The 26,736-nt window shown below is 58.7% G+C and carries 27 protein-coding genes; 14 read left to right on the top strand and 13 right to left on the bottom strand.

The features are described from left to right. Window positions 1-81 precede the first annotated feature (81 nt). Together GFN93_RS05830 and rpmE are read right to left on the bottom strand one after the other, a co-directional pair. A complete protein-coding gene (locus GFN93_RS05830; protein WP_153499721.1) occupies window positions 82-1,356 on the bottom strand; it encodes a malic enzyme-like NAD(P)-binding protein in 1,275 nt (424 codons plus the stop codon). A 114-nt stretch (window positions 1,357-1,470) separates the two neighbouring features. Beyond that, on the bottom strand, window positions 1,471-1,689 hold the full coding sequence (gene rpmE / locus GFN93_RS05825; RefSeq protein WP_153499719.1) for a 50S ribosomal protein L31: 219 nt from the start codon (window positions 1,687-1,689) through the stop codon (window positions 1,471-1,473). A gap of 153 nt (window positions 1,690-1,842) precedes the next feature. On the opposite strand from rpmE, the gene GFN93_RS05820 reads away from it, so the two are divergent. The 13 genes from GFN93_RS05820 to tatC all read left to right on the top strand — a co-directional run bounded on the left by GFN93_RS05820 (window position 1,843) and on the right by tatC (window position 14,485). Beyond that, the gene (locus GFN93_RS05820) at window positions 1,843-4,017 is read left to right on the top strand and encodes a primosomal protein N' (protein ID WP_328594303.1); all 2,175 of its coding nucleotides are present in this window, start codon (window positions 1,843-1,845) and stop codon (window positions 4,015-4,017) included. 198 nt (window positions 4,018-4,215) lie between these two features. Continuing rightward, window positions 4,216-5,970 carry an arginine--tRNA ligase gene (gene argS / locus GFN93_RS05815; RefSeq protein WP_153499717.1) on the top strand — a complete coding sequence of 585 codons (1,755 nt, stop codon included), beginning with the start codon at window positions 4,216-4,218 and terminating at the stop codon, window positions 5,968-5,970. 33 nt (window positions 5,971-6,003) lie between these two features. After that, complete coding sequence (locus GFN93_RS05810) at window positions 6,004-6,639, top strand: SPOR domain-containing protein (protein ID WP_153499715.1); 636 nt, start codon at window positions 6,004-6,006, stop codon at window positions 6,637-6,639. A 333-nt stretch (window positions 6,640-6,972) separates the two neighbouring features. After that, window positions 6,973-7,497, top strand: a complete 525-nt coding sequence (gene hslV / locus GFN93_RS05805) for an ATP-dependent protease subunit HslV (RefSeq protein ID WP_328594300.1) — start codon at window positions 6,973-6,975, stop codon at window positions 7,495-7,497. 4 nt (window positions 7,498-7,501) lie between these two features. Further along, on the top strand, window positions 7,502-8,836 hold the full coding sequence (gene hslU, locus GFN93_RS05800; RefSeq protein ID WP_153499713.1) for an ATP-dependent protease ATPase subunit HslU: 1,335 nt from the start codon (window positions 7,502-7,504) through the stop codon (window positions 8,834-8,836). A 103-nt stretch (window positions 8,837-8,939) separates the two neighbouring features. After that, the gene (locus tag GFN93_RS05795) at window positions 8,940-9,644 is read left to right on the top strand and encodes an FFLEELY motif protein (RefSeq protein WP_153499711.1); all 705 of its coding nucleotides are present in this window, start codon (window positions 8,940-8,942) and stop codon (window positions 9,642-9,644) included. After that, a complete protein-coding gene (ubiE, locus tag GFN93_RS05790; RefSeq protein WP_153499709.1) occupies window positions 9,637-10,389 on the top strand; it encodes a bifunctional demethylmenaquinone methyltransferase/2-methoxy-6-polyprenyl-1,4-benzoquinol methylase UbiE in 753 nt (250 codons plus the stop codon). Before GFN93_RS05795 ends, ubiE begins: the two co-directional genes overlap by 8 nt. Further along, window positions 10,389-11,051 (top strand): ubiquinone biosynthesis accessory factor UbiJ, encoded by a 663-nt coding sequence (locus GFN93_RS05785; RefSeq protein WP_153499707.1) that lies wholly within the window; start codon window positions 10,389-10,391, stop codon window positions 11,049-11,051. The genes ubiE and GFN93_RS05785 overlap by 1 nt, the downstream gene beginning before the upstream one ends. Continuing rightward, window positions 11,051-12,655, top strand: coding sequence for an AarF/UbiB family protein (locus GFN93_RS05780; protein ID WP_153499705.1), 1,605 nt, complete (start codon window positions 11,051-11,053; stop codon window positions 12,653-12,655). The genes GFN93_RS05785 and GFN93_RS05780 overlap by 1 nt, the downstream gene beginning before the upstream one ends. A 105-nt stretch (window positions 12,656-12,760) precedes the next feature. Then, the gene (locus GFN93_RS05775; RefSeq protein ID WP_153499703.1) at window positions 12,761-13,096 is read left to right on the top strand and encodes a phosphoribosyl-ATP diphosphatase; all 336 of its coding nucleotides are present in this window, start codon (window positions 12,761-12,763) and stop codon (window positions 13,094-13,096) included. A 35-nt stretch (window positions 13,097-13,131) separates the two neighbouring features. Beyond that, window positions 13,132-13,359, top strand: a complete 228-nt coding sequence (tatA, locus tag GFN93_RS05770; RefSeq protein ID WP_153499701.1) for a Sec-independent protein translocase subunit TatA — start codon at window positions 13,132-13,134, stop codon at window positions 13,357-13,359. Between the two features lie 30 nt (window positions 13,360-13,389). Further along, window positions 13,390-13,740, top strand: a complete 351-nt coding sequence (tatB, locus tag GFN93_RS05765) for a Sec-independent protein translocase protein TatB (protein WP_153499699.1) — start codon at window positions 13,390-13,392, stop codon at window positions 13,738-13,740. Next, a complete protein-coding gene (gene tatC, locus GFN93_RS05760; RefSeq protein ID WP_153499697.1) occupies window positions 13,733-14,485 on the top strand; it encodes a twin-arginine translocase subunit TatC in 753 nt (250 codons plus the stop codon). Before tatB ends, tatC begins: the two co-directional genes overlap by 8 nt. An 8-nt stretch (window positions 14,486-14,493) precedes the next feature. Here tatC and GFN93_RS05755 read toward each other — a convergent pair whose 3' ends face one another. From GFN93_RS05755 to pip, 5 genes are all read right to left on the bottom strand, one after another. Continuing rightward, a complete protein-coding gene (locus GFN93_RS05755; protein WP_235901685.1) occupies window positions 14,494-15,447 on the bottom strand; it encodes an alpha/beta hydrolase in 954 nt (317 codons plus the stop codon). Beyond that, window positions 15,426-17,246, bottom strand: coding sequence for an Lnb N-terminal periplasmic domain-containing protein (locus GFN93_RS05750; protein WP_153499695.1), 1,821 nt, complete (start codon window positions 17,244-17,246; stop codon window positions 15,426-15,428). The genes GFN93_RS05755 and GFN93_RS05750 overlap by 22 nt, the downstream gene beginning before the upstream one ends. Window positions 17,247-17,359: 113 nt before the next feature. Further along, window positions 17,360-17,842 (bottom strand): DUF3015 domain-containing protein, encoded by a 483-nt coding sequence (locus tag GFN93_RS05745; protein WP_153499693.1) that lies wholly within the window; start codon window positions 17,840-17,842, stop codon window positions 17,360-17,362. A 171-nt stretch (window positions 17,843-18,013) separates the two neighbouring features. Further along, complete coding sequence (dtd, locus tag GFN93_RS05740) at window positions 18,014-18,451, bottom strand: D-aminoacyl-tRNA deacylase (protein ID WP_328594295.1); 438 nt, start codon at window positions 18,449-18,451, stop codon at window positions 18,014-18,016. After that, entirely contained in the window at window positions 18,448-19,371 is a 924-nt protein-coding gene (gene pip, locus GFN93_RS05735) for a prolyl aminopeptidase (protein WP_153499691.1), read from the bottom strand. Before pip ends, dtd begins: the two co-directional genes overlap by 4 nt. On the opposite strand from pip, the gene GFN93_RS05730 reads away from it, so the two are divergent. Beyond that, on the top strand, window positions 19,370-19,831 hold the full coding sequence (locus tag GFN93_RS05730; protein WP_153499690.1) for a nuclear transport factor 2 family protein: 462 nt from the start codon (window positions 19,370-19,372) through the stop codon (window positions 19,829-19,831). The two genes, pip and GFN93_RS05730, sit on opposite strands and share 2 nt — an antisense overlap. A 145-nt stretch (window positions 19,832-19,976) precedes the next feature. Here GFN93_RS05730 and glnG read toward each other — a convergent pair whose 3' ends face one another. The 6 genes from glnG to GFN93_RS05700 form a co-directional block, all read right to left on the bottom strand. Continuing rightward, on the bottom strand, window positions 19,977-21,407 hold the full coding sequence (glnG, locus tag GFN93_RS05725; protein WP_153499688.1) for a nitrogen regulation protein NR(I): 1,431 nt from the start codon (window positions 21,405-21,407) through the stop codon (window positions 19,977-19,979). Window positions 21,408-21,441: 34 nt separating this feature from the next. Further along, complete coding sequence (gene glnL / locus GFN93_RS05720; protein ID WP_153499686.1) at window positions 21,442-22,557, bottom strand: nitrogen regulation protein NR(II); 1,116 nt, start codon at window positions 22,555-22,557, stop codon at window positions 21,442-21,444. 139 nt (window positions 22,558-22,696) lie between these two features. Beyond that, window positions 22,697-23,410 (bottom strand): DUF4124 domain-containing protein, encoded by a 714-nt coding sequence (locus GFN93_RS05715; RefSeq protein WP_235901684.1) that lies wholly within the window; start codon window positions 23,408-23,410, stop codon window positions 22,697-22,699. Window positions 23,411-23,550: 140 nt separating this feature from the next. Continuing rightward, the gene (gene glnA, locus GFN93_RS05710) at window positions 23,551-24,957 is read right to left on the bottom strand and encodes a glutamate--ammonia ligase (RefSeq protein ID WP_153499682.1); all 1,407 of its coding nucleotides are present in this window, start codon (window positions 24,955-24,957) and stop codon (window positions 23,551-23,553) included. Between the two features lie 228 nt (window positions 24,958-25,185). Continuing rightward, window positions 25,186-25,437 carry a sulfurtransferase TusA family protein gene (locus GFN93_RS05705; RefSeq protein WP_153499680.1) on the bottom strand — a complete coding sequence of 84 codons (252 nt, stop codon included), beginning with the start codon at window positions 25,435-25,437 and terminating at the stop codon, window positions 25,186-25,188. Window positions 25,438-25,444: 7 nt separating this feature from the next. Continuing rightward, window positions 25,445-26,530, bottom strand: a complete 1,086-nt coding sequence (locus GFN93_RS05700) for a tRNA (5-methylaminomethyl-2-thiouridylate)-methyltransferase (protein WP_153499678.1) — start codon at window positions 26,528-26,530, stop codon at window positions 25,445-25,447. Between the last annotated feature and the right edge of the window lie 206 nt (window positions 26,531-26,736).

Here is a 26,736-nt window from a genome sequence, read left to right as displayed (position 1 = left end):
CCGGCACCGGACGCAGAAGCATAAAAAAACCGCCCTGAAGGGCGGTTTTTTTTCGTCTGGCCTCAAGCGTCCAGCGCGATCTCAAAGCTCCGGGAAGATTTCATCCAGGGAGTTGAGCGGGTAGTGGGACGGGTAGCCCTTGCGCGCCACACCACAATCCACTGCGGCCTTGGCCACTGCTGCAGAGACCTTGCCCAGCAAGCGCGGATCATTGGGCTTGGGAATGATGTACTCAGGCCCAAACGTCAGCGGCTCACCACCGTAGGCATCCAGCACTTCCTGGGGCGGCGCCGTGCGCACCAGCTCCGCAATGGCATGCACCGCCGCGATCTTCATTTCCTCAGTGATGGAGGTGGAACGCACATCCAGGGCACCGCGGAACATGTAAGGGAAGCACAGTACATTGTTTACCTGGTTCGGGAAGTCGGAGCGACCCGTCGCCACGATGGCATCGGGGCGCGCCGCACGGGCCACTTCCGGGCGAATCTCCGGATCCGGGTTGGCCAGCGCAAAGATGACCGGCTTGTCGGCCATCTTCTTGACCATTTCCGGCGTCAGCGTATCCGGGCCGGATACGCCGATAAACACATCCGCGCCTTCGATGGCATCGTTCAGGGTACGCTTGTCCGTATCATTGGCCAGCGCAGCCTTGTACTGATTCAGATCATCACGACGGCTGTGAATTACCCCCTTGCGATCCAACACCAGAATATTTTCCTTGCGCGCCCCCATCTCGATCAGCAAACGCACAGAGGCAACACCCGCCGCCCCCGCGCCTACGCACACAACCTTGATATCTTCGATGCGCTTGTGCTGGATCTCCAGCGCGTTGATCAGGCCAGCACACACCACAATCGCCGTACCGTGCTGGTCATCATGGAATACCGGCACATCGCACTGCTCCTTGAGGATCCGCTCAATCTCGAAGCATTCCGGGGCACGAATATCTTCCAGGTTGATACCGCCGAAAGTGCGATGGATACGCACCACAGTATCAATAAAGGCCTGGGAGCTCTCGGAATCCACCTCGATATCGAACACATCGATGCCCGCAAACAGCTTGAACAGAATGCCCTTGCCTTCCATCACCGGCTTGGAGGCCAGCGCGCCAAGGTTACCTAACCCGAGGATCGCAGTGCCGTCACTGATCACGGCCACCAGGTTGCCCTTGGAGGTAAAGCGGTAGGCCAGCTCCGGCTCCCGCGCGATCTCGCGTACCGGCTCCGCTACGCCCGGGCTGTAGGCCAAACTCAGGTCACGACTGGTCGCCGCAGGCTTGGTCACTTCAACACTGATTTTTCCGGGGCGTGGCTTGGCGTGATATTCCAAAGCCGCCGTTTTCAAATCCTCGGACATGGTGGTCTCCGCTGGTCCCGTTAAGGGATATACACTGTGTACGCAAGGTCAGAATGCAAAAAGCACCCGGAGGGTGCTTTTGGCAGGACATGATAACGAGAAGAGAGGCGAAGATTAGCCTTTCTTGCTGCGCATCACGCCGAAACGCTGCTTGAACTTGTCGATCTGGCCGCCGCTGTCAGCCTGCTTCTGCTTGCCGGTGTAGAAAGGATGACAGGCAGAACATACGTCCAGAGACATGTCGCCACCACGGGTGGAACGGCTCTCGATCACGTTGCCACAGCTACAGGAATAGGTAGCTGCCTGGTATTCGGGATGGATCTCTGCTTTCATGGTCTTGCTCCGGTATGTGTCGCTACCTGCCTCTCCGACAGGCACCACACGGCTTGCGTCTGAAAAAAAGAAGGCGAATCATAGCAGCTTGGCTCCAATCCGCAAGCGCCGCAGCGAAGTGGCCCTCAGGACCACCCGATACCAGGAAACCTCGTGCCAACCCGACCCACACTGCAAATTGCCCTGCCTGTGCCCCTGCCAGGCCTGTTCGACTACATGTACCAAGGGCATGAGCCACCTGAACAGGGTTGCAGAGTACAGGTGCCGTTCGGGCAACGAACCCTTATTGGCGTCGTCCACGGTCACGGCCACAGCGACTACCCCAAACTGAAGGCAATCAAGTCAGTCCTCGACAGTACCCCGGTTATACCCGCTGAACTGTATGCATTGTGTGAAAGAGCCGCGCGCTACTATCACTACCCCTTGGGCGAAGTCCTCAATGATGCCTTACCCAGCCTGTTGCGCCAGGGCGGAGATCCGCAAGCCAGCCAGGAAAAACGCTGGAAGCTGACCGAGCGCGGCCAGCATGTCCATGACGACCAAGTCCAGCGCGCCCCACGCCAACTTCAAGCACTGCAGGTGCTGCGCGAACACCCCAAAGGGCTGAGCAGTGCCATGCTTGGCGCCCTCGACGTGAGCAGCCAGATCCTCGCCGCCTTGCGGGACAAGGGCTGGGCCGAGCAGATCCTGATCGATACCCCTATGCACACGCCCAAGGAGGTGCTCGCCGAACCGCCCCTGCCCGCCAATGGTGAACAGCGCACAGCCATTCACGCTATCCAGGACGCCACCGGCTTTACGCCCTTTCTGCTCGACGGGGTCACCGGCAGCGGCAAGACGGAAGTGTATCTTCAGGCCATGTCCCCGGTACTTGCCGCGGGCAAACAAGTACTGGTGCTGGTACCCGAAATCGGCCTGACGCCGCAAACCGTGCAGCGTTTCCGGCAGCGCTTCAGCGTACCTGTGGTGACCTTGCACTCAGGCCTCACCGACCGCGAACGACTGGACAACTGGCTGGCTGCCGGAGAGGGCAAGGCGCGCATTGTCCTTGGCACCCGCTCTGCCATCTTTACCCCGCTGAACAACCCTGGCCTGATCATCGTCGATGAAGCCCATGACAACTCACTGAAACAGCAGGACGGCTTTCGCTACCACGCCCGGGACCTGGCAACCTGGCGGGCCCAGAGTCTGGATATCCCGGTGGTACTGGGCAGCGCCACACCATCGCTGGAAACCCTGCAACTGGCCCGGGATGGCCGCTTCAGCTGGTTGAAACTGTCCCGCCGCGCCACCGAACAATCGCGACCACACATTGAAATCATGGACGCCACTTTGGCGCCGCCCAATCAGCCACTGCTGCCTACCTCACTACAAGCCATCAAGCAGTGCGTTGCTGAGGGCAACCAGGCCCTGGTGTTCATCAACCGCCGCGGCTATGCCCCCATGATCCTCTGTCAGGACTGCGGCTGGCAGGCTGAATGCAAACGCTGCGACAGCTTCCTGACCTGGCATCGCAGTGAGAACAGCCTGCGCTGCCACCACTGTGACAGCCAGCAAAGGGTGCCTGCCCGCTGCCCGGAATGTGGCTCCGGGGCGATTCACGAAGCCGGCAGCGGCACAGAGAAGCTGACGGAACTGCTGGAGCAGTCCCTGCCGGTGCCCGTCATCCGGGTAGACCGGGATGCTACCCGGCGCAAGGGCGAACTGGACAACAAGCTGGCAACGATCCGCAAGGGAGACCCCGCAGTGCTGGTGGGCACCCAGATGCTGGCCAAGGGACACCATTTCCCGAAGCTGGCCCTCGTCGTCATTCTTGATATGGATGCGGGCTTCCTCAGCGCCGACTTTCGCGGCCCCGAACAGGCCGCACAGCTGCTCTTGCAAGTGGCAGGACGCAGTGGGCGGGAGGGCAAGGGCCGGGTGCTGCTGCAAACCCGGCATCCGGATCATCATCTACTGCAGTTGGCCGCCAGCGGCGACTACCCGGCGCTGGCCAGCGCCCTGCTGGAAGAACGCCGCATGGCCGCCCTGCCTCCATTTGGTTATCTAGCCCTGTTTCGCTGCGAGGCCATGACCCTGGGCAAGGCCATGACCTTCCTCCAGGAGCTGGCCGTGCAGCCGGTTGCGGAAGGCGTCAGCGTGCTGGGCCCCGTCCCCGCCCCCATGGAAAAACGCGCTGGCCGCTACCGCGCCCAGCTACTGCTGCAAAGCCCCCAGCGCGCCCCACTCCACCAGACTCTGGAGCTGCTGCTCGGTGTGGCCCGCAGCCTGCCCCAGGCCCGCCAATGCCGCTGGCACGTGGATGTGGACCCCATTGATATGCTGTAAAACGCTGGACGCCTGATGCCGAACGCATGACGCCTTGCCGGGCCAGCTGCAAGCCCTTCGCAGCATGGGCGTCCGTGGTGTTACTGGATGTTTTAGCGTCAGGCGTCAAGCATCTGGCGTCAGGCTGGCTGCAGCGAATGCGCGCCTCTCCCTTTTCCCGTACAATCGCCGGCCAGTCAAACGGCCCCGACGGACCCCATGAAAGAACGCCTGATTACCCTGATTGAAAGCGCCCTCGATACCCTGATTGCCGACGGCATCCTGCCTGCCGATGCCAAGCGCCCGGTACAGATCGATCGCACCAAGGACAAAAGCCACGGTGATTTCGCCACCAATATCGCCCTGATGCTGGCCAAACCTGCCGGCATGAAGCCCCGCGACCTGGCCGAGAAGCTGATTGCGGCTTTGCCAGAAGATGACGCCGTGGCCAAGGTCGACATCGCTGGCCCCGGCTTCATCAACTTCTTTCAGGCCAGTGACTGGCTGAACAGCTTACTGGATCAGGCCCTGACCAATGAGCGCCTGTCCGTTGCCCTTCCCGAGCAACCCCAGACCGTGGTGGTGGATTATTCCTCCCCCAACCTGGCCAAGGAAATGCACGTGGGGCATCTGCGCTCCTCCATCATTGGCGATGCGGTGGTCCGCACTCTGGAATTTCTGGGTCACAAGGTGATTCGCCAGAACCACGTGGGCGACTGGGGCACCCAGTTCGGCATGCTGCTGGCCTACCTGGGCGAGCAGAAAGGCGAAGAAAGCGCAGCCGAACTGAGCCGCGAACTGAGCGACCTGGAAGGCTTCTACCGGGCCGCCAAACAGCGCTTCGACGAATCCGAAGAATTCGCCACCCGGGCCCGTGGTCTGGTGGTGAAACTGCAAGCCGGGGACGAGGACTGCCTGAAGCTGTGGCGAGAGTTCAACAATGTCTCCCTGAGCCACTGCCAGGCGGTATATGACCGGCTTGGCGTGAGCCTCACCGCCGACGATGTCCGTGGTGAAAGCGCCTACAACAATGACCTGCCCCAGGTGGTGGCCGACCTGAACGCCAAGGGCCTGCTCAGCGAGGACCAGGGCGCCCAGTGCGTATTCATGGACGAGTACAAGAACAAGGAAGGCGACCCGCTGCCGGTGATCGTACAGAAAGCCGACGGAGGCTACCTGTATGCCACTACCGACCTGGCCGCCCTGCGCTACCGCGCCGGCACCCTGGGGGCCGACCGCATGCTGTACTTCGTGGATCAGCGCCAGGCCCTGCACTTCCAGCAGATGTTCACCCTGGCCAAACAGGCGGGCTTTGTGCCGGCAAATACCGATCTGGCCCACATGGGCTTCGGCACCATGAATGGTCCCGACGGCCGTCCATTCAAGACCCGCGACGGCGGCACGGTCAAACTCATCGACCTGCTCAACGAAGCGGAAGAGCGCGCCTATGCGCTGGTGAAAGACAAGAACCCGGAGCTGGCTGAAGACGAGCTGCGCACCATTGCCCGCGCCGTTGGCATTGGCGCGGTAAAATATGCCGATTTATCCAAGAACCGCACCAGCGACTACATTTTCAACTTCGACCAGATGCTCAGCTTCGAAGGCAACACCGCCCCTTACCTGCTCTATGCCTACACCCGGGTAGCCAGCATCTTCCGCAAGGCCGGGCTTGGGATGGATCAGGTAAGCGGCGAATTCCAGTTACAGGAAGACGCGGAACAGGCTCTGGCCGCCCGACTGGTGCAATTCGGCGAAGTCCTGCAAAGTGTGGCAGACAAGGGCCTGCCCAATCTGCTGTGTCTGTACCTGTATGAGCTGGCAGGCTTGTTCTCCAGCTTCTACGAGCACTGCCCAATCCTCAACATCGAGGACGAAGCCCTCAAGCAGAGCCGACTGAAACTGGCCGCACTGACCGCCCGCACCCTGAAACAGGGCATGGAACTGCTGGGCCTGACGCCACTCGAACGGATGTAACTGACGACCTCCGACGCAATCCCAGGAAGGACCATGGCGAAAAAGACCCGACGGGGCGCAAGCCGCAGCCCCGTCAGAAAGAAGACAGCACAACGGCAGGTACCCGGCTGGGTCTGGCTTTTCACCGGGCTGATGGTCGGCCTGTTTGTGGCGTTTCTGTTCCATCTGGGTAATACCCAGCTGCAACGGGGGGGCAAGCAGACCGCCAGCACCGCCAAGCCAAAGCCTCAGACAGAAAAGCCGGCCCCAAAAAAAGACGAACCCAAAAGCGGGGACGACTCCCCCCAATTCGACTTTTATGCGGTGCTGCCAAAGATGGAAGTGATCGTGCCGCAGACGGAAACCGACAGTGGCACCCGGCAAACCACGACCAGCAAACCGAAAGAAAGCACACGCCAGCCCAGCACCGAAACCAGCACCCGCAGCAGTGACGAGAAATACCTGCTGCAGGCCGGTAGCTTCCGCCGCAACGAAGACGCGGATCGCCGCCGCGCCGAGCTGATTCTGAAAGGGTTCGAAGCCTCTATTCAGTCGGTGAATCTGGAGAATGGAGACAGCTGGCACCGGGTCATGATCGGCCCTTACAACAATCTCAATGCCATGCACCGCGCCCAGGACCAACTGGCCAGCAGCGGCATCGAGACCCTGCCTATCAAGATGAAAAAATAGGACGCCTGACACTGGATGCCTGACCCCCGACGCAAAGCCGCGACGGTCATCAAGGCAGCAGCAGCGAGTCGCGAGTAACGAGTTTCGAAAACCGGAAATATTTTGCTTTTCATGACTCGCAACTCACCTGCCTGCCTCGGATACATACCCGACCACAGCCCCGCCCTGTTCCGCCCCCAGCGCCATGGCGCGGCCATCAGCCTTTCAGCCGCTACGACACCAACCCGCACAGCTATCAACTATCCATGATTAACTATTAATTGCCTCCAACCGCCTCTTGAATCCCCAGCCCCAAGCCCCACATCAGCAGAATCACAATGAAAGGAGCAGAATGTGACCACTATCGTATCCGTGCGCCGCGGCAATAATGTTGTTATTGGCGGTGACGGCCAGGTGTCACTGGGCAATACCGTCATGAAAGGCAATGCCCGCAAGGTTCGCCGCCTCTATCACGGCAAGGTGATTGCCGGTTTCGCCGGTGGCACCGCCGACGCCTTTACCCTGTTCGAACGTTTTGAAGCCCAACTGGAAAAGCACCAGGGCCATCTGGTACGTGCCGCTGTCGAGCTCGCCAAGGACTGGCGCACCGATCGTGCCCTGCGTCGACTGGAAGCCCTGCTGGCTGTTGCCGACAAGGAAGCCTCGCTGATCATCACCGGCAACGGCGATGTGATCGAACCGGAAGACGACCTGATCGCCATCGGCTCTGGCGGCCCCTTCGCTCAGGCCGCAGCCACCGCGCTGCTGCATAACACCGAGTTGAGTGCCCAGGATATTGTCGCGAAGAGTCTCACCATTGCTGGCGATATCTGTGTGTTCACCAACCAACAGCAAACCATTGAAGAATTGAGCTGGTAATACGATGCCTAACCTGACCCCGCGCGAAATCGTTCAGGAACTGAACAAGCACATTGTCGGCCAGGAGCCGGCAAAGAAATCCGTCGCCCTTGCCCTGCGCAACCGCTGGCGCCGCATGCAATTGCCCACCGAAATGCGTGCCGAAGTCGCCCCCAAAAACATCCTCATGATCGGCCCCACCGGGGTCGGCAAGACCGAAATCGCCCGCCGTCTGGCCAAGCTGGCTGACGCGCCCTTCCTGAAGGTGGAAGCCACCAAGTTCACCGAGGTGGGCTATGTGGGTCGTGATGTGGAATCCATTATTCGCGATCTGGTTGAAATGGCCATCAAGATGCTGCGCGAGAAAGCCATTGCCCGGGTGGGCAGCCAGGCTGACGACGCGGCGGAGGAGCGCATCCTTGACGCCCTGCTGCCCAGCGCACGGGGTGACGAAGAGAGCAAGACGGATAACAGCACTCGCCAGATCTTTCGCAAGAAATTACGTGAAGGCGAGCTGGACGATAAGGAAATCGATATCGACGTGGCCAGTCACCCGGCCGGTGTAGAAATCATGGCGCCGCCCGGCATGGAAGAAATGACCAGCCAGTTGCAGCAGATGTTTTCTCGCATGGGAAGCGGCGGCCGTCGGAAATCCCAAAAACTGAAAGTCCGTGAAGCCTACCGCCTGATCCGCGATGAAGAAGCTGCCCGCTTCGTCAACGAGGACGAGCTCAAGGTGCAAGCAGTGGATGCTGTTGAGAATAACGGCATCGTCTTTCTCGATGAGATCGACAAGGTCGCCAAACGCGGCGAAACCGGTGGCACCGATGTGTCCCGGGAAGGGGTACAGCGCGATCTGCTACCACTGATTGAGGGCTGCACCGTGACGACCAAGTACGGCATGGTGAAGACAGACCACATCCTGTTCATCGCCTCCGGCGCTTTCCATCTTGCCAAGCCCAGCGACCTCATTCCGGAACTGCAGGGCCGCCTGCCGATCCGCGTGGAACTGAGCGCACTGAGCCCGGAAGACTTCCAGCGCATTCTCACTGAGCCACGTTGCTCCCTGACCGAGCAGTACAAGGCCCTGCTGGAAACGGAAGGCCTCAACCTGGAAATCACCGACGACTGCATCCGCCGCATTGCGGAAGTGGCCTGGCAGGTCAACGAGCGCACCGAAAACATCGGCGCCCGCCGCCTGCACACAGTGCTGGAAAAGCTGCTGGAAGAGATCAGCTACGATGCCGACTCCCTGGCCACCCAGTACCACGACAAACCACTGGTGCTGGATGCCGAGGCGGTGGATCGCTATCTCGGCGAATTGGCCGATGACGAAGACCTGAGCCGGTATATTCTTTAACGCTCGACGCCGGACGCCCGACGCCTGACGCCCTCCTGCTTCAGGCGTCGGGCATCAGGCATCTGGCGTGCTTTCTGCTATCATCCACGCCGGAGGAAAATCCATGACTGCCGGCGAACAGCTTCAACACTACCTCGAACGCTTCTTCTCCCTGCGCCAGCACGGTGACGATGCCGTGTTTCTGGCCCGTTTGCATCGCCTGCAGGACTGGCAGGGCCAGCGTCTGCAAAACACCCATGCACACCTGCTGGATGACCCAGCCACCGCGGCAGGCATCCGCTTCCTGCTGGAAGAGGTCTACGGCGGGCGCGAATTGCTGCCGGTGGCCCGGGAAATCCGCCGTGCCCTGCCCAAGGCCATGAAGTTGCTCCCTGACAAGGTCATGCTCACCTCCGCCGCCGCACTGGAAGCCGCCATACTGACGCAGGAGCTGGATGAGGCTGTCACCGAACTGCTGGATGACGAGCTGGATCAACCACTCACGGAACTGATCTATCTCAAGGGTTTCCGTCAAGACAGCCACCGCAATGAGCGCCAGCGTCAGTTACAATTGGTCGCTGAGCTGGGACATCGACTGGATCGTTACATCCGCTCGCGTATGCTGCTGACCACCTTCCGTATGGTTCGCAAGCCAGTTCATGCGGCGGGCTTTTCGAACCTGTATGATTTCATGGATCGCAGCTTCCGGGTCATGAAGCCGGTGCCCAGCGTGGGTCTGTTGCTGGAGCAACTGGCCGCCACCGAATCCGTCATCATGGATCGGGTTTACGATCACCACCCTTCACCGTTTGAGAATCATCATGTCTGACAACGATAAGGTCACACACTTCGGCTACCAACAGGTGCCGTGGCAGGAAAAACAGCAGAAAGTGGCCGGCGTATTCCGCTCTGTAGCAGGCAAGTACGACGTGATGAACGACCTGATTTCCATGGGTAGCCATCGCATTCTCAAGCGGATGACCATTGAACTGGCCGGCATTCGCCCCGGTCACAAGGTACTGGATCTGGCCGGTGGCACCGGCGATCTGGCCATCAAGTTTTCCCGTTTGGTCGGCGAGACCGGCCAGGTGGTGCTGGCAGACATCAACGATGCCATGCTGGAAGTCGGTCGCGACCGCCTCATCGACGCAGGCTGCAGTCACAACACCCAGGTGGCCCAGGTGAACGGAGAATGCCTGCCATTTGAAGACAACACCTTCCACTGCATCACCATCGCCTTCGGCCTGCGCAACATCACCGACAAGGACGCAGCGCTGCGCTCCATGCTGCGGGTACTCAAGCCCGGCGGCCGACTGCTGGTGCTGGAATTCTCTACTCCCACCAACAAGGCACTGGCCAAAGCCTACGATACCTATTCCTTTGCTGTATGGCCTCGCCTGGGCAAGCTGATCGTCAACGACGCCGACAGCTACCAGTATCTGGCCGAGTCCATTCGCATGCACCCGGACCAAGACACCCTGCAAGGGATGATGGACGATGCCGGCTTTGCCCGTACCGAATACTTCAACATGCTCGGTGGCATCGTTGCCCTGCATAGAGGATTCAAGTTCTGATGAGCCTCAAAGACCAATCCCGCTCACCGGGGCTGATTTCCACCACTGCCCTCGCCACTGTGGAGCGCGCCATCAACACGGCGCTGCGCACCGATCCGGCTACCGCTACCAGACTGGCTGTTCACTCCGGTCGCCTGGTCGCCATTGAGGTCACACTGCCGCCGATGGAGGTGTACGCCCTGATTGTGGAAGACGGCGTCGAGTTGTATCACCGCAGCGATGCCACCCCCGATGTGGCCGTGACAGGCAACCCCATGGACCTGGCTGCCCAACTGCTGGACTGGAACACCCGATCCGGCGTTATCGGTGGTCCGGTACAGATCTCCGGCAACAGTGATCTTCTGCAGGAACTGCAGGACCTGGCCCGTGAACTTCAGATCGACTGGGGGGCGCTGCTGGAACCCATTACCGGCTCGGAACTGGCCCAACAGATTGACTTCGGCGCCCGCCAGTTTTTTGGCTGGGCCAAACAGGCCGCCAGCCGTCTGGTCGACCAGATCGGCGACTATGTGGGCAACGAATCCGGCCTGACTCCCAGCCGCCGCGAAGTCTACGAATTCGGTCAGGACGTGGACGATATCCGTATGGACGTGGATCGTCTGGACGCCCGCATCCAGCGTTTGCGTGCCGCCCGGTCAGGTGAAGGGAGCAACCCGAACTGATGCTGCCCATTACCCGTATTCTGGTGGTCCTTCATGTGGTCTGCCGCTACCGCCTGATCGCCCTGTTGCCATCCCATCCCCTCCGCAACCTGCTCCTGATATTGTCCTTCCTGATGCCCTCCAGCTGGCTGGGCACAGGCAAGCTGAGCGAAGGTGAACGGCTGCAGAAGGCCCTTGAGCGACTGGGGCCGATCTTTATCAAATTCGGCCAGCTGCTGGCCACACGCCAGGACATGCTGCCCCCGGAATGGACTGCTGCCCTGGCCCAGCTACAGGATCAGGTTGCCCCGTTCGACGGCGAGCAGGCAAAAGCCCTGGTCAAGGCCAGCCTCAAGCAACCTTTCGATGAGGTCTTCGCTGATTTTGATACCTCTCCGCTGGCTGCCGCCTCGGTGGCACAGGTTCACCCCGCCACCCTGAAGAATGGTCAGCAGGTGGTGGCCAAGGTGCTGCGCCCCACCATTCGTCCTGTGGTGGAACGGGACCTCAGGGTCATGGCCTTCGGTGCCCGCTGGCTGGAAAGGCTGTGGCGTGACGCCCGCTACTTCCGCCCGGTGCAAGTGGTAGAAGATTACCGCGACATCATTCTCGGCGAGCTGGACCTGAGCGCCGAGGCCCGCAACAGCGAAGCCATGCGCCGTCATTTCCTGTTCAGCCCGCTGCTGTATATCCCTGCCATCCATCTAGAATATTCCAGTAGCAGCGTGATCATCATGGATCGCATCCATGGCATCCCGGTGAATGACATTGAACGCATCAAGGCCGCGGGCATTGATCCCAAACTGCTGGCCGAACGCGGGGTGGAAATCTTCTTTTCCCAGGTCTTCCGCTTCAACCTGTTCCATGCAGACATGCACCCGGGCAACATCTTCGTTAATCCCGAACACCCGGAGTCCCCGCAGTATATGGCTGTGGATGCGGCCATCGCCGGGCGCCTGTCGAAGGAAGACCTGAATGTGCTGGGCCGCATGGTTCTGGCAGTGATGCGCGAAGATTACAGCGGACTGGTGGATGCGGTGATCCGCGCCGGCTGGAACCGCGCCCCCATTGACCGTCCGCGCTTCGAGCGAGCCGTCATCGATCTGGTGGAACCGGTACGCTCGGCGCAGCTCGATCAGCTGGAGTTTGCCCCGCTGGTGATGAAGCTGTTTGATCTGGCGCGCCGTTATCACATCGAAATGCCAGTGCAGTACATCCTGCTGATGAAAACACTGGTGCATATTGAAGGGCTGGGTCGCAGCATCTACCCGCAACTGGATATCTGGAATACTGGCCGACCGCTGCTGGAAGCCTGGATGATGGCCGAATACGGCCCCAGTGCTACCCTCAAGAAGCTGCAGAACCGCCTGCCCGAATGGACCGCCCAACTGCCGGACATGCCGGACCTGCTGCGCGATGGACTGGAAACCCTGCGCGACCTGCCCTATCAGCAGGACCGCCTGGAAGCCCGTCTGGAGCAGCAACTGGTACGCCATCGCCACAAGCTGCTGGCCGGCTTTGCCGGATTCGGCTGCGCGGGCGCGGCCTTGTGGCTGGCCAATCCTTACAGCTGGCCGCTATCAGCAGCCGCGCTGGTACTGGTGAGCTGGGGCTGGCGGCGCTAGACTGTGAAACCCTATGGGACATAGCCTTTGTTTATCGGCTTGCGCAGGCTGAAAGCGGCCATTCGCAGTGCCACCCTACTGAAATCAAGCAGAAATACGTCAATTATGTCAGATATTCTTAGCCAGCTTTTTCAGGTACTGGAATCCCGCAAGGGCGCAGATCCGGACAGCTCCTATGTGGCCAGCCTGTATGCCAAGGGTCTTAACAAGATTCTGGAAAAGGTTGGCGAAGAAGCGGTTGAAACCATCCTTGCCGCCCGCGATGCGGAAGTCAGCGGCGACAGCCAGGCATTAATCAGTGAAACAGCTGATTTGTGGTTCCATAGCCTGGTTATGTTGGCCAAACTGGGAGAGCATCCGGACAAGGTACTGGCGGAGCTGGAGCGCCGTTTCGGTCTGTCCGGCCATGACGAAAAAGCCTCGCGCAGTCACAAACACTGATGCAAGCACCCAACCCATAAACGCGGAGAGTACCCATGTTATCCGGTATCAGCATTTGGCAGTTACTGATCCTTCTGGCCATCGTCGTTCTGCTTTTTGGAACGAAGAAACTACGCAATATCGGTGGTGACCTGGGTGGTGCCGTCAAGGGCTTCAAGAACGCCATGAAAGACGGTGAAGCCGAGCAGGACCAGAAGCGTCTTGCCGAAGATGACAAGCAGCCTGCCGAGAAGACTGAATCCAAAGACAAGGATCAGGCATAACACCCCGCCTGCCCCGACGCCGAGGCTGCCATGTTTGATATCGGTTTTGCCGAACTCACACTGATCTTCATCATCGGACTGGTGGTGCTGGGCCCGGAGCGCTTACCTACCGTGGCCCGCACGATTGGGCACTGGCTTGGCCGTGCCCGCTCCACCTTCAACAACCTGAAGAATGAGCTGGAACGGGAAGCCGTTACCAAAGACATGCGTGAGCGCATGGAGAAACAGATGCGCGAAATGGGGCTGGACGAAGACAGCATCCGCGAAGCCCGGGAAAGCCTGCTCAGCCCGGAGCAGATTGCCAAAGCCCGGCAGCCTGCGGAACAGGTAGAAAACCGTATCAAACCGGATTCGCCCCAGGACCAGACCCGCAATGACTGATGCCAGCACCGACACCGGCCAGCCGCTGATTGCCCACCTGCTTGAATTACGCAACCGGCTACTCAAGGCCATGGTGGCCATCTTTATCGTCTTCCTGTGCCTGTTCTACTTTTCAAGGGAACTGTACACCCTTGTGGCCAAGCCACTGATGGATGCCATGCCGGAAGGCACCAACATGATTGCCACAGGCGTGGCATCGCCTTTTCTTGCCCCCTTCAAGCTGACCCTCTACCTCAGTGTCTTTGTGGCCATGCCATTCATTCTTCATCAGGCCTGGGCCTTCGTGGCACCGGGCCTCTATAAGCATGAGAAAAAGTTGGCGATTCCCTTGCTGGCCAGCAGCGTGCTGCTGTTCTATGCCGGCGCCGCCTTCGCCTACTTCGTCGTGTTTCCGCTGATGTTCCAGTTCTTCACCGCCATTGCCCCGGAAGGGGTGGCCGTCACCACGGATATCAGCAGCTATCTGGATTTTGTGCTCGCCCTTTTCCTGGCCTTTGGACTGGCCTTTGAGCTTCCCATCGCCATTGTACTGCTGGTCAGCACCGGCGCCGTCACTGTCGCCAAACTTAGCGGCGCCCGTGCCTATGTGGTGGTGGGATGTTTTGTGGTGGGTATGCTGCTCACCCCACCGGACGTGATCAGCCAGACGCTGCTGGCCCTGCCGATGTGGTTCCTGTTTGAAATGGGGCTATTGGCCGCCCGCCTGGTCGAGAAGAAACCCGACCAGAGCAAAAGCGAAGGATAACGCAGAACTCAGAAGGTATAGCCCCGCTCCGGCCCCTTGGTCGGGGCGGCGGGTTCCATCGGCGGCAGCAGCGGCGTCATGGGCTCTGCAGGGACTGGCTTACCGAGGGGAGCCACACTCGCGGCACAATCATTCTCGCTGAGAAAATCCACAATCCGCTGCTGCACTGCAGGGTCCCGAGTGCTCTGGCCATGGGCGCCATGCAGGGGCTGGAAGGTTTTCGGAGCCAGGGCAGACGCATAAAGCCGCTCGCCATGGGAGTAGGGAACAATTTCATCCTCGTCGCTGTGCATGACCAGAACGGGCGTGGGTGAGATGGCGGCAATACGCTGCTCCGGATCCTGCGCCTGCGCTGGCATGCCCGGCACCACCATCCATCTCAGTGGCCAGAGTAACCAGCTGGTCTTCATGATGTCGCTGGTAATTCCCCGATAACTGGCAAACGCCGCTTCCAGCACCACACAATCCACCGCTTGGGCATTTCGTTCTTCGCCCAGCACCGTGGTCACCAGCGCGCCGCCCAAGCTCTGGCCGAACACCACCAGCGGCCCCTCCGTACGGCGCGCCGTGCGCAGCCAGTCCAGGCCCAACTGCACGTCCGCATACACATCCGGCAAGCGCGGCTTGCCCTCGGACAGACCATAGCCACGGTAATCAAGCAGGAAAACGTTATAGCCCCGCCCCGGCAACCACTGCACATTGGCCAGATGAGTACTGATATTCTGGGCATTACCATGCAGGTAATACACGGTGCCTTTGACAGGCACTTCCGCGGCGGCGGGCAACCACCAGCCATGAATCCGCAGGCCGCGCGGGTGAATCAGCACGATATCTTCGTACTTGAGCCCCTGGTTCTCCGGGTTTTGTACCCAAGGCTCCATGGGATAGAAGAACAGCTTGCTACAGCCCGCCAACATTATTGTGGCCAGCGCAACCCACCCTAGTCGTAATACCATCGCCATTGCAGTCTGAACTCGTTGTCGCCATCGCCACGCCAGCCTTCCCGTTCAAGGGAAGCGCGCAGCCCGTGCTGTCGGGTAACCGCCCACTGCACCGCAAAGGTGGAGGTATGGCGATACACATCATTGGTAAAGTAGTGGCCAACGCTGCCCAGCTGCCACTGCCAGCGCCCACGTCGGTAAAGCATACCCGCATCCAGCCCCGCACCCGGGGTCATCAGGTCGTCGAAGGCACTGTTGTTCTCCAGGCGCACGCTGGATAACACGTAAGGCTGCCAGTTACCCCAATGCCAACTGGCACCGGCGCCGCCTTGTACATACCTGACCAGCCGGCGGCGTTCCGCCCAGGCCCGTTCCAGACCGCCCTCCACATACCAGCTCAGCGGCTTGATAAAGCGGTTTCGGGGCGCCATGGACCGTATGCTCACAACGCCCAGCTCTTCCAGCCTCGGATCACCGGATTCAGTGCTGCGCAGGGTCATGTCGATCCCTTCGATCTGGGCACCGCGCAGGAAGCCATAAGGGTTATCCAGCAAATCATGGTACGTGAGGCGGTAACTCAACTCACCAAAATCCTGGTTTGCTTCGCGTTGCCCACCACTCACCGCCAGCATCTGGGTGCCGTGCCCCCCTTCTGGCGGCTGGGCGTTCCTGCTTTCCGGCACCTCCACGGCGGGCAACCGGTTCATGGCAGACAGCAACGCAAAAGAATCACTGGCCACCTTGTCAGTGCGATTCTCCTTGCGGTATTTCAACCTCAGGAACCGATAGGCTACGGTCACCATCAGCGCCTGCTCCTGCTCGCTACTGGCCAGGAAAGCCTCACTGTCCAGCAGGGCAGGATCGTCTGCAAGACGGCGAGCCAGGGCCTGTTGGCGATCACTCAGCTGGTGGCGCAAATTATCCAGCTCTACCGCCTTGGAAGGGCGATAGTGACGCTCACTGATAAAGCCCCCTTCATCCAGCGCGCGCACGGTGTTAACCGGCACTTCGGCAAATCGCAGCTCATCCAGCAAATGAGAACCGGGACGAGCCACTTCCATCAGCTCGAGCAGCCGGAAAGAACAATTCTCATCAAAGAAGTAGTAATCGAAATTAATATCCTTGAGTTCCCAGAGGTGATCAATCAGCCAGTCCATTTCCTGCTGATCAAGGTCCAGGGTGTACTCCCACATGTCCCGGTTTTCCATATGAGAGTATTCCTGGATCTTCTGTACATAGGGCACCAGGGCGAAGCGTCCCGGATACCCACCGGCCAGGCCCCGGTAGATATAGAAGAAGGAATTATCATCGGCCATGGCCACGGCGCCGAAATTCACCGCCCAGGACAGCCACACCGCCGAGTCCTCTCCCTGATCCAGCCGCAACAGGGTATGACCAAACATGGATGACGGGCTGTTCAGATACGCGGCGGGAAAAACCAGCACAGCACGCTTGGCGGTAACAGCCTGGCGCCATTCCTGATATTCATCGCAATGGGCAAAAGGCGACGCCTCTTGCCAGCCCAGTTGCTCCGCCAGAAAACGGTAGCGTGCAGGAAAGCGGCAGCGCGCCTCGCCACCTGCCGGAGTCAGCGCTACACGGCTGGCAATCAGTTCAGCAAGCAGATCATCCTTGCCGCTTTCAGATAAAAAAAACTGCTCATCATCCACATAGCTGCGGTGACGATCGCGCAAGGTTGCGCCGGGGTTGATATGCAATAACGCACGCCAGCGTGGCTGTGCAGCGAGTTCCTTGTCAGAGGGAAAAGCAGAAACTGCCGAGCACAAGCACAGCAGAAAACTCAGGAATACCGCTCGCATTGAAAAGTCCGTTAAACCGGCAAATATAATTCACAACTATCTAAAAAAAAGTAAAACCCAGACAAACAAAGCCCCGCCTGTAGCGGGGCTTTGTTCAAACCTGAAAGCAAACCTTAGGCAAGGTACTTGGACAGGCTTTCGTCTTTCTTCATCACGTCGGTGATGCTGGCCATCACTTCATCAGCAGTCACGTCCTGATGCGGGAAGATTGCAGCGAAGTTCTCGTGCATTACCGCATTGAAGCGAGCGCGATCAGACGCTTCGATACCCATGGAAACAGACAGCGCGGTCAGGGCTTCGCCTTCACCGGTCGCCATATCCTGGGCCACTTCTTCCATTACGCCGGTCATGCCCAGCAGGCTGGAGCCGCTGTAGGACAAAGCACCGCTGGTATCACAACCGTTGGTACCAGTAGTCATACCGAAGGTAGCGTTACCGGAAGTACCATTCACGATGGTTGCCAGCAGGTGCATTGGCATACCAGACTGGCCTTCAAACAGCATGTTACCCCAGCCACAGCCCGGACCACCCGGAGCCACAGCCATTGCAGAAGTAGATGCGCCCAGCATGGCAGCAGCGATCAAAGTCTTTTTCATCCTGAATACCTCCAAGTTTTTATAAAATCATCCCTGGGGATGCAGAACAGGATAGTCCGCATCGCACTGAAGTTGTAGCAAGCATGTCAGTGCTGTCCCCGTCACCCTTCAAGGCAACTGATCTCATCATAAACAAGGTAACCACCTTTGCAACACGTATGTCGCACCTGATCAAAGTTCCAGCAAAAATGTGACTGGCCCATCATTTATCAAGCTTACCTGCATATCGGCGGCAAAGATGCCGGTGGCCACGGCAACACCTTCGCTCCGTAAACACTCTACGCAGTACTCATAAAGCCTTCGCCCTGTTTCCGGTTCAGCCGCTCCAGAAAAACTGGGTCGTCGCCCCTTGCGGGTGTCGGCGGCCAGAGTAAATTGCGACACCGCCAGCAACGCGCCTCCCACATCACGCACATCAAGATTCATCTTGTCTGCGTCATCAGCAAAGACACGGTAGCCGACGATGCGCCGGGCCATGCGTTCCACCAGCGGTTCATCGTCGTGTGCCTCAATGCCGATAAGGAGCAGCAACCCCTGGCCAATCTCGCCCACCATGCTGCCATCAACCCTGACGCAGGCCTCAGAGACTCGTTGAATCAGTACTTTCACTTACCAATCCTTTCACGCAAACGTTTTACTGCCTCCACCAGCGCATTCGCAATTGCCGGATGAGAGGCCGAGTGCGAACCACCGGATACCCGGGTCAGCACACTGTTAGGCAAGACCTGGTGGAGCGCCTCCGCCTGATCCAGTGGACAGACAAAATCGCGATCGCCATGCACAATCTCCACCGGCAGTACACTCCCGGCACAGGCCTCCAGCAACGGGACATCCAGAAAGCCCTGGTTGAGGAAGTAGTGGACCTCCTGCATTGCCATGCATAACTCGTCATCATCTCCCGGCCCTGCAGGCAACGGCGCCATGCCCGCCAGTACCGCCTCCCAGTTACACCAGTGGCGGGCAAATTCCCTCGCCCGGTCTCCGGCCAGCATGGTGGCATAACGATCCAGGAGTGTGCCGGCCTGATCCGCTACAGCCGCGTTGACGGAATGCCATTCCCGCGGGAACAGGCGGGCGGCCCCGTGCTCGGTGTAGAGCCAGTCCATATCTCTTTGCCTGCACAGGAATACGCCGCGCAATACCATCCCCAACACCCGGGCAGGGTGGGACACAGCGTAGGCCAGCGCCAGGGTTACCCCCCAGGAGCCCCCAAACAGCATCCACTGGTCAATATTCAAATAGTCACGCACCTTTTCCAGATCCGCGACAAGATGGGAGGTCGAATTGTTCTGTGTGGACGCCAGAGGGCGGCTTTGACCGGCACCACGCTGATCCAGCAAGATAATGCGAAACTGCTCCGGATCGAAAAAACGACGCTGCATGGGAGAGCTTCCCCCACCGGGGCCACCATGCAATACCACCACAGGCATCCCCTTCGGGTTGCCACTTTCTTCCACATACAACTGATGATCATCACCCACCGGCAGGTAAAACTGGTGACGACAATCCAGATAAGGGAACAGGGCCATGAGCGTATCGTTATCCCGTCCAAAAACAGCAGCATACCTGCTGTTCGTGGTGCTGCAACTGCTGATCAGTGGCTGTCAGGAGTCGCCACCGGAAGAAGCCATCCGCGCAGCCCTCAGCGAACTGGAAGAAGCGGTGGAGGCAGGGGACACCGGCACTATCATGGACCGGCTTTCCGGTTCAGCGGTGATCCACCGCGGTCAGGCCATGGATCGCAAAACCCTGCAGCGAACCCTGATGGGCCTGTTTTTTCGTTATCCCAAGCGGCAGATCACACTGGCCGGCATTCGTATCGAGCTGAGCCCCGACGGCAGGACCGCGCGGGCGCGTTTTACTGCATTGGTTTGGGGCGGCAGGAATGTGCTACCGGATAAGGCGGACAGCTATCAGGTCGACAGCCACTGGGTGCTGGAGAGCGACTGGAAGATTGAGAGCCTGGAAAGCGAGCGGGTTTATGATTAATTAATAGCTTCGCGTTTTTGGTTAGTCTTTTCAAAAACGCAAGAGGCCGCGCCCAACATCGGGCGCGGCCTCTTGCGTTTCAGATCAAAGCAATACGCTTCCGCGCAGTTATTCATTATTCATTATTAACTATTCATTACTCCAATCAGTCGTCATCCCCACTGAGCTCGCTCTCCATATCAAGCTCCTTGATCTTGCGGGTCAGGGTATTGCGCCCCCACCCCAGCAGCGCCGCAGCATCGCGCTTACGACCACCGGTGTGTTGCAGGGCCACTTCTATCATGGTCCGCTCAAAACCCGGAACAGCCTGCTCGAGTATGCCCCGCTCCCCCTGGGAAAGTGCACGATCAGCCCAGTTCCGCAGCGACTTGAGCCAGTCACCGCTGACATCCCCACCCTTGCTGGCAACAACCTCTTTCAGCTCCGGCGGGAGGTCATCCACCAACACTTCCCGGCCTGATGCCATCACGGTCAGCCAGCGACAGGTGTTCTCAAGCTGGCGAACATTCCCCTGCCAGGACTGGGCAGCAAGATACTTCTCGGTGTCCTTGTGCAACACCTTGGGCTCCACACCCAACTCGCTGGCCGCGCGCTGCAGGAAGTAATTTGCCAGGCGAGGAATATCTTCTCTACGCTCGGACAGACGCGGGATGTGGATACGGATTACGTTTAGGCGATGGAACAAATCCTCTCGGAAATCGCCTTCTTTAACCAGTTTTTCCAGGTCCTGGTGCGTGGCCGCTATGATACGCACATCCACATGAATCGGTGTGGTGCCACCAACACGATAGAATTCGTTTTCCTGCAGAACACGCAACAAGCGAGTCTGCGCCTCCAGCGGCATATCCCCGATTTCATCCAGGAAGAGGGTGCCTCCGTTAGCCTGCTCGAAGCGGCCTACCCGCTGGTTGTTGGCACCGGTAAAGGCCCCTTTTTCATGACCAAACAGCTCGGATTCGATCAGGTCTTTGGGGATGGCTGCCATGTTCAACGCCACAAAATTTTTCTCGCGACGCATGGAGTGACGGTGCAGCGCCCGCGCCACCAGCTCCTTCCCCGTACCGGACTGGCCATTGATCAAGACTGTGACATTGGAATGGCTAAGGCGGCCGATTGCACGAAACACCTCCTGCATGGCAGGCGCTTCACCAATAATTTCGGTGGGCGCCTCTTCGACTGCAGCAGGGAAACCTTCCTGGGTTTCCTCGCGATGCTTGATCGCACGACGCACCAGCGCCACAGCTTCATCCACATCAAAGGGCTTGGGCAGGTATTCAAATGCCCCGCCCTGATAGGACGCGACCGCAGAATCCAGATCAGAGTGTGCCGTCATGATGATAACGGGGAGATCCGGATTCTTGCGCTGAAGGATCTTGAGCATGCGCAGACCATCCGTACCAGGCATGCGCACATCGCTGATCAAAACCTCAGGTTCATTGCCCCCTTCCTCCAGGGTATTGAGCGCCTCATCCCCATCTTCAAAACAGGTCACCGCATAGCCTTCCTGGCTCAGTGCCTTTTCCAACACCCAGCGAATGGAGCGGTCATCGTCTACAACCCAAATACTTACACTCATGACCTGCCTCTCCGTGGAATTCCTGTTGTCTCACTCATAACGCGCTGATCTCTTTTTCTACTTCATCCGGCTGCTCCATCGGCAGCAGGATACTGAAAACGGTTTCGCCCGGTACGCTTTCGCATTCAATCAGGCCGTGGTGCTGGCTGATGATCGACTGGGCAATAGAGAGTCCCAGCCCCGTGCCTGCAGCGCGGCCACTGACCATGGGGTAAAACAGGGTTTCCTGCACATGGGGGTCGATGCCCGGGCCGTTATCTATCACGTCAACCCGCAACACCAGCCGGTGGCGTAAGGAGCCGATAGTGAATTGTCGCAACACCCGGGTTCGCATGATGATTCGCGCGTTCTCGGTAGAGGACTCCAGTAACGCCTGGGTCGCATTGCGAATCAGGTTAAGCAGCACCTGTATTAACTGATCCCTGTCGGCCACCACATCCGGCAAACTGATGTCGTAATCCCGCCAGATCGCCACTCCACTGGGATGCTCTGCCAGCAACAGCTGACGGACATGTTCCAGGCATTCATGGACATTGACTGGGCGGAACTGGGGCGGCTTGCGCGGCCCAAGCATGCGGTCAGCCACATTCCTCAGACGATCCGCCTCGTCGATAATGACCTTGGTGTATTCGGTCAGCTCAGGGTCTGGCAGGGCCCGCTCCAGCAGCTGGGCCGCACCACGGATGCCTCCCAACGGATTCTTGATTTCATGGGCCACCCCACGCACCAGGGCCCTCGTCGCCTGATGGGCATGCAGCAGCGCCTCTTCTCGAGTAATACGCAGCAATCGATCCAGCGCCTGCAACTCCAGCAACAGACAAAGCGGCTGCCCAGGTTCATTGATCGGGCTTACCGAGTAATCCACCGTCACTTCGTAACCGGGAGCGACTGACAGCTTCGCCTCTCGACGAGTAAAGGGGTGCTCATCACGTATGCACTCCCGCAACGCCGCACCGGCATCTTCATCGTCGTAGAAATATTCAGGGAGCGGCTGACCGACGGCCCGCACAGCACTGGTCGCAAGCAGCATTTCTGCTGCAGGATTCAGGTATCGCACAAGCAGCTCGCTATCGAGCATCACCACCGCTGTGCGCAGGTTATCCAGTAACCGTTTGTGCAAAATGCCACCACCCATCGAATCTTGGCCCATAACAGGGCATAAGCAATTATCAGGCCATCTTGCGCGCACCGATAAATCGCCCGCTTTCAGGAGAGATGATGCGTTTTAAAACACATCCTGATGGGAGTGTATCGAGAAGGAGTCTTTGGTTGCACCACAAAGGTGCAAATTAGTTGCGAGGCGTGGGGCGCGGCAGTGCAGGACGAGCCGGAGAACCCCGATCAGCCGCTCCGCCAACAGTGGCTGCGCCACCTACCGTTGCCGCACCGCCCACGCTGGCAGGCCCTCCCCGTTTTGCTGCGCCACCCACATTAGCTGCCGCTCCATTGGCATCCGGGCGACGCCGGAAATCCGATACGCTACTGCGATGGATATAAAACTCGACAGCAGGAGAGCTGATTTTCACCTCGCCATCCTCATCAAGAATCTTGACAATCAGTGTGTGAACGCCTCGCTCAGGCGCCTCGAGCTCCATACCAGGCTGGGCGACACCATTGTCATACAACACCATGGTATCCCCGGGCTTGAGCGCTGGCTCAAGCTCCACGGCCACCTGCACAGCGGACTCAGGGTTGCGAACCGTCGCTTCCTCGCCAGGAGAAGTAATGACCAAACGGGTATACCCCTCGCCGGCAGCCTCCTCCGGCTCCTCGTTCCCACTATCAAGGATGGTACGCATTTTATCCGTGGGAACCGTATTCAGCTCACGCAGCTTCACCTCTTCTGACTCACCGCTCTCCGGCGGCTGATCGGTAAACACCACATTCCCGTTGGCATCCACGCTCCGGTAAATGCCACTGGCCGGCTTGTCCGCAGCCTCTTCAGCAATCACCGTGGACGACAGTACGGCCAGCCCCAGCAGTAACCCCCATTGCCTTTTCATAAACGTCTCCATGACTCACTTTCCTGATTCTGTCTTCTGATTCGACAACAGGAAAGGGGTAATTACTCAATTTGCACAACAGGCAAAAAAAAGCCCCCGACAAGCGGGGGCTTTTTTCCACTGATTTTCCCGAAGGGAAATTAGCAGGAGTAGTACATGTCGAACTCAACCGGGTGCGGAGTCATGTTCAGACGCTCGATCTCACCACGCTTCAGGGAGATGTAGCCTTCGATCATGTCCTTGGTGAACACGTCACCTTCGGTCAGGAAGTCCATGTCGGCTTCCAGGCAATCCAGCGCCATGGTCAGAGTATGAGCCACGGTCGGGATGTCCTTGGCTTCTTCAGCCGGCAGATCGTACAGATCCTTGTCCATTGCATCGCCAGGGTGCAGCTTGTTCTTGATACCGTCCAGGCCAGCCATCAGCAGTGCCGCGAAGCACAGGTAGGGGTTGGCAGACGGATCAGGGAAGCGAGCTTCGATACGACGAGCCTTGGCGCTGCTCACGAACGGAATACGGATGGAAGCAGAACGGTTGCGAGCAGAGTAAGCCAGCATTACCGGAGCTTCGAAACCGGGCACCAGACGCTTGTAGGAGTTGGTGGAACCGTTGGTGAAGGCGTTCAGGGCGCGAGCGTGCTTGATGATACCGCCGATGAAGTACAGGGCTTCGTCGGACAGACCAGCATAGCCATCGCCAGCGAACAGGTTCTTGCCGTCTTTGGCCAGGGACACGTGAACGTGCATACCGGAACCGTTATCACCGATCAGCGGCTTGGGCATGAAGGTAGCAGTCTTGCCGTAGGCGTGAGCCACGTTGTGTACGCAGTACTTGAGGATCTGTACTTCGTCAGCCTTGGCGGTCAGAGTGTTGGCACCAACACCGATCTCACACTGGCCAGCGGTGCCCACTTCGTGGTGGTGTACTTCGATCTTCAGGCCCATGGACTCCATGGCAGAACACATGGCGCCACGCAGATCGTGCAGGCTGTCTACCGGCGGAACCGGGAAGTAGCCGCCTTTCACGCCCGGACGGTGACCGATGTTGCCACCTTCGAAGTCTTCGTGGGAAACCCACGCGGCTTCTTCAGAGTGGATGTTGTACATGGAACCCTGCATGTCGGATTTCCACTGTACGGAATCGAATACGAAGAACTCCGGCTCCGGACCGAACAGGGCGGAATCCGCAATACCGGTGGACTTCAGGTACTCTTCAGCACGACGGGCAACGGAACGCGGGTCGCGCTCGTAACCGGTCATGGTGTTCGGCTCGAGAATGTCGCAACGCAGGTTTACAGTGGCCACGTCAGTGAAGGGATCCAGAACGGCGCTTGCGTCGTCAGGCATCATCACCATGTCGGACTCATTGATGCCCTTCCAGCCAGCGATGGAGGAACCATCGAACATCTTGCCATCGGTGAAGAAATCTTCGTCGATTTCACCCACTGGGAGGGTTACGTGCTGCTCCTTACCACGGCTATCGGTGAAGCGCAGGTCCACCCATTTCACATCGTTTTCTTTAATCAGCTTGAGGGTCTTTTCAGACATTGTCGTGCGTCCTCCTAAGGAACAGCGGGTTTGTCTCTGACTTTCTCTACTGCACCGGCATGGAGCAATACAGAGAGCCGGTATTCTCGGCCAGTCGGCCAGCTTTGCCAATAGGGAGGCAAATACCATGCCAGCCCTTTTTTAGCGCATCAAGCGTTATAACAGGGAGTTAAGCACCTTCGCACCGGCGGCGCGCACCACAACAGGGCATCATTATGGTGCATCGCACTAGAACAGTGCACCATTGTCTTCGCCGACCCGCAGCAGCACATAAACCTCATGCCCCTGCTCGCCGGTTTCCAGCACCTCATGACCATTGATGCGGCACCAGGCCGGGATATCGTTCAACGAGCCAGGATCCGTACTGATCACCCGCAGACAATCACCAGTGGCAAGGGTTCTCACCTTGTTCTGGGTCTTGATCACGGGCATCGGACAGAGCAGACGGCGGGTATCCAGCTCATGAATAACATCTGTCATCAGTATCTCACCCCACATTCCAGGCCAGCGGCACATCATCCGGCTGCGCCGGCTTGACCGTCACCTGACGCGCCACACCATCCGCCTGACGAACCTCCAGTGTGACTTCGTCAAGCACGCGCCCCTTCGAATAGCGCGCCACAATGGCGGCGGCCTGAGACACTTCCTCTTCGCTTTCAAGGTTACCGTCGACCAGAGCCAGTGGCCCCGGACAGCTGACCGTGGTGATACTGGTGAACATGTAGCGATAACCTTCCAGAAAGCGATTCTCCCCTTCCTCGCGACTGATGATCAGCTTGTAATGGGGCTCAGGTCGCAGGTGACGCCCCACCTTCAACAGCATGATGTCATCCAGCTCGTAACGACGCTCATTGCGGGCCTTCCACAGATCCGCCAGCTTGTTGGAGTAGGATTCATCCGTCAGGAAGCAGCAACCTCCAGCCGGCTGGGCAAAATCATCCAGCCCGAAATGCTTGGCGAGCGCCATTTGCGGTTTGCGGTTGCGCCCGGAAAAATCGAACAGCGCCTCACGATTTACCCAGCCCTCACGCTCGGGCAGGGTTGGCGGCAAATTCCTGGCACACAGTGGGCGCAGCAGTCGATCATCAGCGCCCGACTCCTGGCTGATGATCGGCATGGTTTCCTTGCGCTGACTCTTGGGGCGCTGGCCGATCACCTCACCTGTCACAATGAAGTCAAAACCACGATCCCCGGCAAATTCCCGGGCCTTGTTGATCATCAGGGTGGCCTGGTTGACCATGAAAATCTTGCAGTCCAGGCAGGGGTTCAGATTGGCGCCGTAGCCATGCTTGGGGTTGAGCACCACATCCTTGTACTCCTCGGAGATATCAATGATGTGCATCTTGATGCCAAGCTGCTCGGCCACCCACAAGGCATTGTTACGCTTGTCCTTGTCCTTGTCCTTCTTGCGAATCGCGTGGGTGTGGCCTTCCACACAGAAACCGGTGAAGAAATTCACCCCTTCCACCTCGATCCCCTGCTCCTGCATTACCTTCACAGCCAGCATGGAATCCAGTCCGCCGGACACCAGCGCGATGGCACGACGCTGGATGGGTTGGGTTGCCTCAGTCATGAAATAAACCTGCCTGTCAGTGGCGCAAGCTGCTTGTAAACAAGAACGCCCTGAGCCTGAAAATTGGCGGCGAAGTATATCAATCGACCGGTTTTCACGCATCCTCCACGGACACCGTCTGTCACTTGCCGGCCGCCGGAAGCGGAAACACTGTCAATTCCCTCACTATTTCGCGCGGAAAACATGTGCACCAGGCTTCGCCAGAC

The organism is Alcanivorax sediminis (assembly GCF_009601165.1).
Classification (GTDB): domain Bacteria; phylum Pseudomonadota; class Gammaproteobacteria; order Pseudomonadales; family Alcanivoracaceae; genus Alcanivorax; species Alcanivorax sediminis.
Note: the sequence above shows the minus strand (reverse complement) of the source record. Positions and strands in the feature narration are given on the sequence as shown.

Coding starts and splice junctions, on each gene's coding strand:
- rpmE (WP_153499719.1), bottom strand. CDS start 1,689: ATGAAAGCAGAGATCCATCCCGAATACCAGGCAGCTACCTATTCCTGT.
- glnL (WP_153499686.1), bottom strand. CDS start 22,557: ATGGGCCAAGATTCGATGGGTGGTGGCATTTTGCACAAACGGTTACTG.
- glnA (WP_153499682.1), bottom strand. CDS start 24,957: ATGTCTGAAAAGACCCTCAAGCTGATTAAAGAAAACGATGTGAAATGG.
- GFN93_RS05810 (WP_153499715.1), top strand. CDS start 6,004: ATGGCGAAAAAGACCCGACGGGGCGCAAGCCGCAGCCCCGTCAGAAAG.
- GFN93_RS05730 (WP_153499690.1), top strand. CDS start 19,370: ATGAGCGTATCGTTATCCCGTCCAAAAACAGCAGCATACCTGCTGTTC.
- GFN93_RS05830 (WP_153499721.1), bottom strand. CDS start 1,356: ATGTCCGAGGATTTGAAAACGGCGGCTTTGGAATATCACGCCAAGCCA.
- hslU (WP_153499713.1), top strand. CDS start 7,502: ATGCCTAACCTGACCCCGCGCGAAATCGTTCAGGAACTGAACAAGCAC.
- pip (WP_153499691.1), bottom strand. CDS start 19,371: ATGGCCCTGTTCCCTTATCTGGATTGTCGTCACCAGTTTTACCTGCCG.
- GFN93_RS05795 (WP_153499711.1), top strand. CDS start 8,940: ATGACTGCCGGCGAACAGCTTCAACACTACCTCGAACGCTTCTTCTCC.
- tatB (WP_153499699.1), top strand. CDS start 13,390: ATGTTTGATATCGGTTTTGCCGAACTCACACTGATCTTCATCATCGGA.
- ubiE (WP_153499709.1), top strand. CDS start 9,637: ATGTCTGACAACGATAAGGTCACACACTTCGGCTACCAACAGGTGCCG.
- glnG (WP_153499688.1), bottom strand. CDS start 21,407: ATGAGTGTAAGTATTTGGGTTGTAGACGATGACCGCTCCATTCGCTGG.
- GFN93_RS05785 (WP_153499707.1), top strand. CDS start 10,389: ATGAGCCTCAAAGACCAATCCCGCTCACCGGGGCTGATTTCCACCACT.
- GFN93_RS05715 (WP_235901684.1), bottom strand. CDS start 23,410: ATGAAAAGGCAATGGGGGTTACTGCTGGGGCTGGCCGTACTGTCGTCC.
- GFN93_RS05775 (WP_153499703.1), top strand. CDS start 12,761: ATGTCAGATATTCTTAGCCAGCTTTTTCAGGTACTGGAATCCCGCAAG.
- GFN93_RS05705 (WP_153499680.1), bottom strand. CDS start 25,437: ATGACAGATGTTATTCATGAGCTGGATACCCGCCGTCTGCTCTGTCCG.
- GFN93_RS05755 (WP_235901685.1), bottom strand. CDS start 15,447: ATGGCGATGGTATTACGACTAGGGTGGGTTGCGCTGGCCACAATAATG.
- argS (WP_153499717.1), top strand. CDS start 4,216: ATGAAAGAACGCCTGATTACCCTGATTGAAAGCGCCCTCGATACCCTG.
- GFN93_RS05780 (WP_153499705.1), top strand. CDS start 11,051: ATGCTGCCCATTACCCGTATTCTGGTGGTCCTTCATGTGGTCTGCCGC.
- tatC (WP_153499697.1), top strand. CDS start 13,733: ATGACTGATGCCAGCACCGACACCGGCCAGCCGCTGATTGCCCACCTG.
- GFN93_RS05745 (WP_153499693.1), bottom strand. CDS start 17,842: ATGAAAAAGACTTTGATCGCTGCTGCCATGCTGGGCGCATCTACTTCT.
- GFN93_RS05700 (WP_153499678.1), bottom strand. CDS start 26,530: ATGACTGAGGCAACCCAACCCATCCAGCGTCGTGCCATCGCGCTGGTG.
- tatA (WP_153499701.1), top strand. CDS start 13,132: ATGTTATCCGGTATCAGCATTTGGCAGTTACTGATCCTTCTGGCCATC.
- GFN93_RS05750 (WP_153499695.1), bottom strand. CDS start 17,246: ATGCGAGCGGTATTCCTGAGTTTTCTGCTGTGCTTGTGCTCGGCAGTT.